Here is a 5,758-nt window from a genome sequence, read left to right on the forward strand (position 1 = left end):
ATTGTCCAGTGATAACCAGATTTCAGTGAAGCGATCCAGATTGTGATACTCAAACTCAATCCATTGCTGTTTTGCTCCCTTACCGCCGCCAAATGGGACAGACAGAGCGCTTAATCCATACTGGTAATAACTCATGCAGTCGATTTCACCCTCGCAGAGGATCACCGCTCTGGCATCTTTTGGCAGTACGTCCCATCCGAACAAGCACGGCTCACAGTCTGCCTCAACCGAAATCACTTTCTTACCGTTCGGACGTTCAGTACTGATCCGCTTTACCTGCAACAACTCGCCATCTCGCTTATAGGGGAAGGCAATGGCTGGCAGTTCTCGGTTCTCATCGTGTGACCAGACAACAGCATCACACACCTTAAAATCTTCGGCGATTGCCTGACTGATCCCGCGACTTTCCAGATAGGTGTAACAACTCACTGTTTTACGGATATTCTTTTTCAGGGATTCGTTTTTCGGCCGGCTAAATTTCTTCTGGCGCTTAGCCTCGAAGTTATGATCATCATCGGTAATGCCTAAAAATTGTTTGGCTTCCGTCATGGCTTGATGGAGGCTGCAATCCCTCACCTGAACCCACAAGTCCAGCAAGTCACCACCAGTCCCTTCCGCAAAGTCTGACCAGACTCTTTTCCCTGCCAGATTCACTTTCAGGCTCTTTCCAGTCTCGCCATCCACTGACCCAGCGACCCATTCATGACTTTCTCGCTTGCCGTTCGGCAGTAGATACTTAGCCACTCTTTCAACGTCAGACCACAGACGATCAGACAGTTCAGTGATTGTCATCATGCCTCCTCAAATTTATGGTTAATCCAGAAAAACCAAACCAGACTCACTGACCGTAATCCCTGATTGGCCTGTAGTTGATTGAGTGGGTGTATTGGTGACCGGTTTCTCGTCTGTCCAGCGTTGTCCGTTGAGGTAGGTCGTCGGGTGTAGATTCTCAAATCCGAATATCTTCGCCTGTAAACGTAACCGGATATCTGCCGCTAGAAATTCTGCAAACTGTTCCGGCGTTCCTCCGGTTTCTTTCCGCCACTCCTTGAACTGAGATTTAAACGAGGACAGTGCTTTTGGCTTCCCCACCTTTCGCATTCCTGCCAGCCAGAAAATAGTTTCAAAGGCCGATTGGATTTGGTCTTGTTTTGCTGGCTCAGGAGAAGGTTTTTCACATTCAGTCTGAACTTGTTCGGACAATATGTTTTTATTGTCTTTCTTGTCTTTTGTATTATTGTCTTTTGTGTTTGACTGTTTCGGTAAAGACCTTTTTACCGTTTCAGTAAAACTTTTCTTTACTGTTTCGGTAAAACTTTTACTGTTTCGGTCAATGTTTAAAATCCATTCCGAAATATCCTTATTCATTCCAACCTTTCTGCCCTCTTGAATAAGAATTTTCATCCGTATTAATTGATTCTTAGCAGTTGAGCATTTGGTACTATCAAGTCTTGTCATTTTTTCTAACTGATCATTACCAATCCAATCTATTTTCTTGTTAAAGCCATATGTTTTTCTCCATACAGCGATGACGATAAGTAATTGGTGTTTGGTTAGACCAGCTAGCATAATTTCATCTAGAATCTCATTAGCTATCCTAGTGTATCCATTATCAAGATCTGCCACCGTCGGCCTCTCTTGCCTGTTTTTAGCTCCAAAATCAGCGTATGCAACGTTACTCATGGCGTTTCCCTCCGGTCAGTTCCTCGCGGTGCTCCAGCCGCAATTTGGCATCTTCCAGAGCATCACGCAGTTTTTCACATCCCTGTTCGGTGACTAAACGAGCCTCCCGTTCGCGCGTGAGATTTTTATGCACTGCGCTGTGATTAAATTTCGTTTTCATGTATAATTAACCTCGTTGAAATGGTGTTCGGGAACCGCTAAATTCCCATCTCAAGTTGCATTTCAGAAGCCTCGTCGGTAGCCGCCTTCGAGGTTTTTCTTTTTGGGTATATGAGGTTATCCAGCATCGACAATAATTTGCTGGCCTCAACTCCCGTCAGAACAATGTTGGCCTCACATCCCGGCGCTGCTACGCTTCCCTCTGGCAATCCCAACTTCACAATCATTAAACTAGCTAGCCGTGCTATCCGGTTCTTATCCCGACTCAATGCCGAGGGATGAATCCCCATTTCACGTGCCAGATCATTATTTCCAAACTCCATAGACTCTTTGAGAAACCAGCCCTCCAGAGATCTGGCACTACACGTGACACGAGTATTTTTGACAACTTTTGCGACTTCCATCTGCTACAGTTCCTATAGTTAAGTTTTGTTTAATAAATAACCGTCAACCTGACTATAATCAGGTTAATAATTCTCCCGTTTTCAAGGAGAGCAGTAGATTGTTAAAGAGCAGTCAGAGCAGTTAGATCGGTTATTACGCTACTTCTTTATCCGGGTTTGCTGCTTGCAGTAGCCATCTTTCGGTAAATTTTCCGTTAGAATGCTCTGCCAGCAATTTTGAATACCGGGTTTTTCCCGTGTATTCAGTGCGAGGTAGGCAGCCGTTTTGCACCCATTTCCAAACTGCAACGCTGCTTTTCCCGCAGATTTTCGCCGCAGCGGCCTGTCCGCCAACGGCATTAACTGCGAATTCAACCGGGTTCATCGGTTAATATCCTTATTAATTAAGTTAACTGTTAGTTAATTCTAAATTCTAACTGACAGTTAAGTCAAGTGTGGAAGATAATTAACTTATGGTTAAAAGCACTGATAAGGTTGAGTTCACTGCTAGGCTAAAAGAGGCGTGCTTGAATGCAGGCCATGCTGGGCGTGGGCTAGGCAAGAAAATTACTAACGCACTTGCCGAACAAAAAATAAAAGTTAGTGGGCCTGCTGTTTGGAAATGGCTAAATTCTGAGTCAATTCCAGACTCCAGTAATATGTTGGCGTTGAGCAAATGGCTTGGTGTCAGGCCGGAGTGGTTAGAGTATGGCCGAGGTTCTAAAACAATAGACGGAATATCAATATCAAAGGTAGAACGAGAAGAGGTTGAGCCTTGGGACTCATCCACCCCAATCGATGATGATGAGGTTGTCATCCCATTTTTTAGAAGTATAGAGTTAGCTGCTGGAATCGGCTGCTGTACTAACGAAGATTACGATGGATTAAAATTGAGGTTTTCACGTTCGACTCTTCGTCGATATGGGGCTTGCCCTTCGAATGTTGTGGCGTTCACTGTTCATGGTGACAGTATGTCTCCAGTAATCCCAAATGGATCAACTGTAACCGTTGATTGCGGCCATCAAAATATTGTTGATGGAGGGATATACGCTATTGAGCAAAGTGATTTATTTCGCATTAAGTTGTTATATCGCCAACCCGGTAAATTGATTGTACGCAGTTTTAACTCTGTAGAGTTCCCTGATGAAATAACAGAATCTCAGGACGTAAAAATCATTGGTCGAGTTATTAACTGGTCAGTGATGGCGTGGTAATCCGATAGCATCCTCTCCGTAAATAAGCATAGCCGCTAACCATGCGGCTATCTCTATCCAGCGTTCCCATCATCAAAATATCCGATCCAAATCACATTCCCAACATTGGTTAAAAATTTATTAACTTTAAATTCAGTTAGTTAAATATTATTTTTAATTAAATTAACCATTGGTTATTGACTATGATTAACTGACGGTTAATAATGTATTCATCCAAGGCAAGGAGCCAAAGATAAAAGGAAATTTCGCTCTTTAACAATTTAACTTCCTCCTTGGAAATGGGAGGCCAAAACAAGTTGGTTTTGGGGTGTGGTGACTGAGCCTAAAAGTAATCAGTCCTCAAGCGCAGGTGATGACTGTATCAGGACTACGGGAGGCGCGATCTGCGATAGAGCCACAACGTAGCGATCACCACACCACCAAAATCAATTTGCGGAGGACATATGAACTCACGACAACGTTATAAATTGAGACGGAAGCAAAACCGCATGGAAGCTCGGGCTGCTGCTCCCAGAACGACTGGGGAAATTTGGGACAGTATTTTCGGTCAGCCGGTCGATGAAATTGATGCACTAGCAAATCTGTTTGCGCAACTCAAGACAGACGCGAGTGACAACAACGGCGGATCTTGCTGCATGAGTGACGTAGCTCTTTACTCAACCAAGCAAAGAGCTAGCAATCGGATACTGGAGTCAGGCGGGGTTACGGCGAGGGGTTAGAATGTACTTTTTGCCAATTCAGAGAGAACTTGTGTTACGGAACCTGCGTTAGCGAATAAAGTATCAACGCATTTTCCTACAACTTTCTCAGCACCTTTTTCTTTTACTAATTGCAAAAGGGTTTTCTTTTCTGACTCAGGCAAATTAGCAGACAGGATAATTGTTTCAATCTGCTCAATGGTATTTTGGTGAATCTTGATAGTTACCGTGTTGATTTTATTTCCGATGGTGTCCATGTTGGCATAGTCAACACCCGCCGCAGTTAATGCCATCTTGTTAAGATTAAATGAATAAGGCTCATCATCGGTAGTGCCAATCTCAACCGCACCTAATTGAACTAATCCAATAGATTGCAGGTAACTCAGATCTTTCGCTAATTTTTCCTCACCAAGCTCATCAATAAGAGACTGAAATTTTTCAGTGCTTATCGGACTCATTAAATACTCTCTGTCATTCATTGTGCGGATAATCATATCTTGCCTCTCTGATGGCGTGGTCATTATTTGTCCTTTTTGTTTGCTGGGGAGATTGAATTATAACCGATTTTGTTGCTGGGGAGTAGCAGAACTACTGCCGCCTGAGGTGGTTAAACATGCAGGCACATCAAATCAACAACAGTAACAGCGAGAGGGTGAAATGAACAAAGAATTTTGTGTATTAGCTGGGAAGTACGAAGAAGAGCAAACCGAGAATATCAAAGTCTCCTATTTCTTCAATACACTGGAAGAAGCGGAAAAATTTATTGTTGAAAACAAATTAACATCATACCCATTTTGTCGAGTTGAAATTTATTACAATTAAAAACTAACTCCAGCTCATTTCCGAGTGGGCTGTGGTGAGTAGAACTGATATATTCATGGATTAGACAATGGGATTCATGAGGGAGTGTGTGTGTTAGTAGATGAAATGTATAGCTTTGAATGGTTCAAGTTTATGTTTTTGATGTGTTGGTGGTTAAGCGCCCCTGTCGGAGTGCTATCTATCTATATAGCATGCACATCTAAGAAGCCAATAATTAAAATTATATGTACGTTAATGGCGCTAGTATTTTTAATCCCTACAGCATCATTCTTATTCTATTCACTAGAATATAGAATGGGGAGTTTGTAAATAATAATCACAGTTAAACACCAGCCTCGCCAATGCGGGGCTTTTTATTACCTGAATATAGGAAAATGATGATGCACCATATCGATCTGAAAAAATATCCAAAATTAAAAATAGGAGATAGGGTCGTTTTAAAAAATGGCGATAAAGGTTATGTGGACATTATTTTAAATAGCGGTGGCTATGATTGCATGATGGACAGGACTAACAAATACCACATGTTACCCCCATCTGGCCAGTACATAACCATAGTAGGATATGACAGTTGGTGCAGACGATGCAGGGACGCAGGAACCGAGTTGCCGTATGAAACAGATGACAGCTTTTCAATAGACTGGAATAGTACCGTGAAATTAAATACAGGAGAATAATAATGGCACAAGAACAAAAAATATGGTGTTCACCGCTGACAGGGAAAATATTTCAAGGACGGGTTAACACCAAAACAAATGTTGCAAATAAGGATAAACGGGACATCACGGATGAGGCAATA

Annotated in this window: 11 protein-coding genes; 5 read left to right on the forward strand and 6 right to left on the reverse strand. The window is 42.6% G+C overall.

Annotation, left to right across the window (positions count from 1 at the left end):
- From PSI22_RS20570 to PSI22_RS20590, 5 genes are all read right to left on the reverse strand, one after another.
- Positions 1 to 792 (reverse strand): toprim domain-containing protein (locus PSI22_RS20570; RefSeq protein ID WP_503016481.1); only part of this gene is annotated, 792 nt, incomplete at its 3' end.
- A 21-nt stretch (positions 793 to 813) separates the two neighbouring features.
- Positions 814 to 1,683, reverse strand: coding sequence for a replication protein (locus PSI22_RS20575; RefSeq protein WP_273581363.1), 870 nt, complete (start codon positions 1,681 to 1,683; stop codon positions 814 to 816).
- Positions 1,676 to 1,843, reverse strand: a complete 168-nt coding sequence (locus PSI22_RS20580; RefSeq protein WP_196245623.1) for a hypothetical protein — start codon at positions 1,841 to 1,843, stop codon at positions 1,676 to 1,678. The genes PSI22_RS20575 and PSI22_RS20580 overlap by 8 nt, the downstream gene beginning before the upstream one ends.
- A 37-nt stretch (positions 1,844 to 1,880) precedes the next feature.
- On the reverse strand, positions 1,881 to 2,246 hold the full coding sequence (locus tag PSI22_RS20585; protein ID WP_273581364.1) for a hypothetical protein: 366 nt from the start codon (positions 2,244 to 2,246) through the stop codon (positions 1,881 to 1,883).
- Between the two features lie 133 nt (positions 2,247 to 2,379).
- The gene (locus PSI22_RS20590; RefSeq protein ID WP_046337084.1) at positions 2,380 to 2,610 is read right to left on the reverse strand and encodes a helix-turn-helix domain-containing protein; all 231 of its coding nucleotides are present in this window, start codon (positions 2,608 to 2,610) and stop codon (positions 2,380 to 2,382) included.
- A gap of 88 nt (positions 2,611 to 2,698) precedes the next feature.
- Here PSI22_RS20590 and PSI22_RS20595 point away from each other — a divergent pair, with 88 nt between their 5' ends.
- The gene (locus PSI22_RS20595) at positions 2,699 to 3,439 is read left to right on the forward strand and encodes a S24 family peptidase (protein ID WP_273581365.1); all 741 of its coding nucleotides are present in this window, start codon (positions 2,699 to 2,701) and stop codon (positions 3,437 to 3,439) included.
- 443 nt (positions 3,440 to 3,882) lie between these two features.
- Positions 3,883 to 4,158 carry a hypothetical protein gene (locus PSI22_RS20600; RefSeq protein ID WP_155399137.1) on the forward strand — a complete coding sequence of 92 codons (276 nt, stop codon included), beginning with the start codon at positions 3,883 to 3,885 and terminating at the stop codon, positions 4,156 to 4,158.
- Here PSI22_RS20600 and PSI22_RS20605 read toward each other — a convergent pair.
- On the reverse strand, positions 4,155 to 4,658 hold the full coding sequence (locus tag PSI22_RS20605; RefSeq protein WP_273581366.1) for a hypothetical protein: 504 nt from the start codon (positions 4,656 to 4,658) through the stop codon (positions 4,155 to 4,157). The two genes, PSI22_RS20600 and PSI22_RS20605, sit on opposite strands and share 4 nt — an antisense overlap.
- 136 nt (positions 4,659 to 4,794) lie before the next feature.
- Here PSI22_RS20605 and PSI22_RS20610 point away from each other — a divergent pair, with 136 nt between their 5' ends.
- The 3 genes from PSI22_RS20610 to PSI22_RS21650 all read left to right on the forward strand — a co-directional run.
- Positions 4,795 to 4,959 carry a hypothetical protein gene (locus tag PSI22_RS20610; RefSeq protein ID WP_273581367.1) on the forward strand — a complete coding sequence of 55 codons (165 nt, stop codon included), beginning with the start codon at positions 4,795 to 4,797 and terminating at the stop codon, positions 4,957 to 4,959.
- A 380-nt stretch (positions 4,960 to 5,339) separates the two neighbouring features.
- Entirely contained in the window at positions 5,340 to 5,636 is a 297-nt protein-coding gene (locus PSI22_RS20615) for a hypothetical protein (RefSeq protein WP_273581368.1), read from the forward strand.
- Between the two features lie 2 nt (positions 5,637 to 5,638).
- The coding region (locus PSI22_RS21650) for a DUF7446 family protein (protein WP_442316502.1) at positions 5,639 to 5,758 on the forward strand (120 nt) is incomplete at its 3' end.

Origin of the sequence: Xenorhabdus aichiensis, from assembly GCF_028598775.1 — a bacterium.
Classification (GTDB): Bacteria; Pseudomonadota; Gammaproteobacteria; order Enterobacterales; family Enterobacteriaceae; genus Xenorhabdus; species Xenorhabdus bovienii.

Excerpts from the sequence above, each read along its gene's own strand:
- PSI22_RS20580 (WP_196245623.1), bottom strand. The coding sequence starts at position 1,843 with ATGAAAACGAAATTTAATCACAGCGCAGTGCATAAAAATCTCACGCGC.
- PSI22_RS20590 (WP_046337084.1), bottom strand. The coding sequence starts at position 2,610 with ATGAACCCGGTTGAATTCGCAGTTAATGCCGTTGGCGGACAGGCCGCT.
- PSI22_RS20575 (WP_273581363.1), bottom strand. The coding sequence starts at position 1,683 with ATGAGTAACGTTGCATACGCTGATTTTGGAGCTAAAAACAGGCAAGAG.
- PSI22_RS20600 (WP_155399137.1), top strand. The coding sequence starts at position 3,883 with ATGAACTCACGACAACGTTATAAATTGAGACGGAAGCAAAACCGCATG.
- PSI22_RS20585 (WP_273581364.1), bottom strand. The coding sequence starts at position 2,246 with ATGGAAGTCGCAAAAGTTGTCAAAAATACTCGTGTCACGTGTAGTGCC.
- PSI22_RS20595 (WP_273581365.1), top strand. The coding sequence starts at position 2,699 with ATGGTTAAAAGCACTGATAAGGTTGAGTTCACTGCTAGGCTAAAAGAG.
- PSI22_RS20610 (WP_273581367.1), top strand. The coding sequence starts at position 4,795 with ATGAACAAAGAATTTTGTGTATTAGCTGGGAAGTACGAAGAAGAGCAA.
- PSI22_RS20605 (WP_273581366.1), bottom strand. The coding sequence starts at position 4,658 with ATGACCACGCCATCAGAGAGGCAAGATATGATTATCCGCACAATGAAT.
- PSI22_RS20615 (WP_273581368.1), top strand. The coding sequence starts at position 5,340 with ATGCACCATATCGATCTGAAAAAATATCCAAAATTAAAAATAGGAGAT.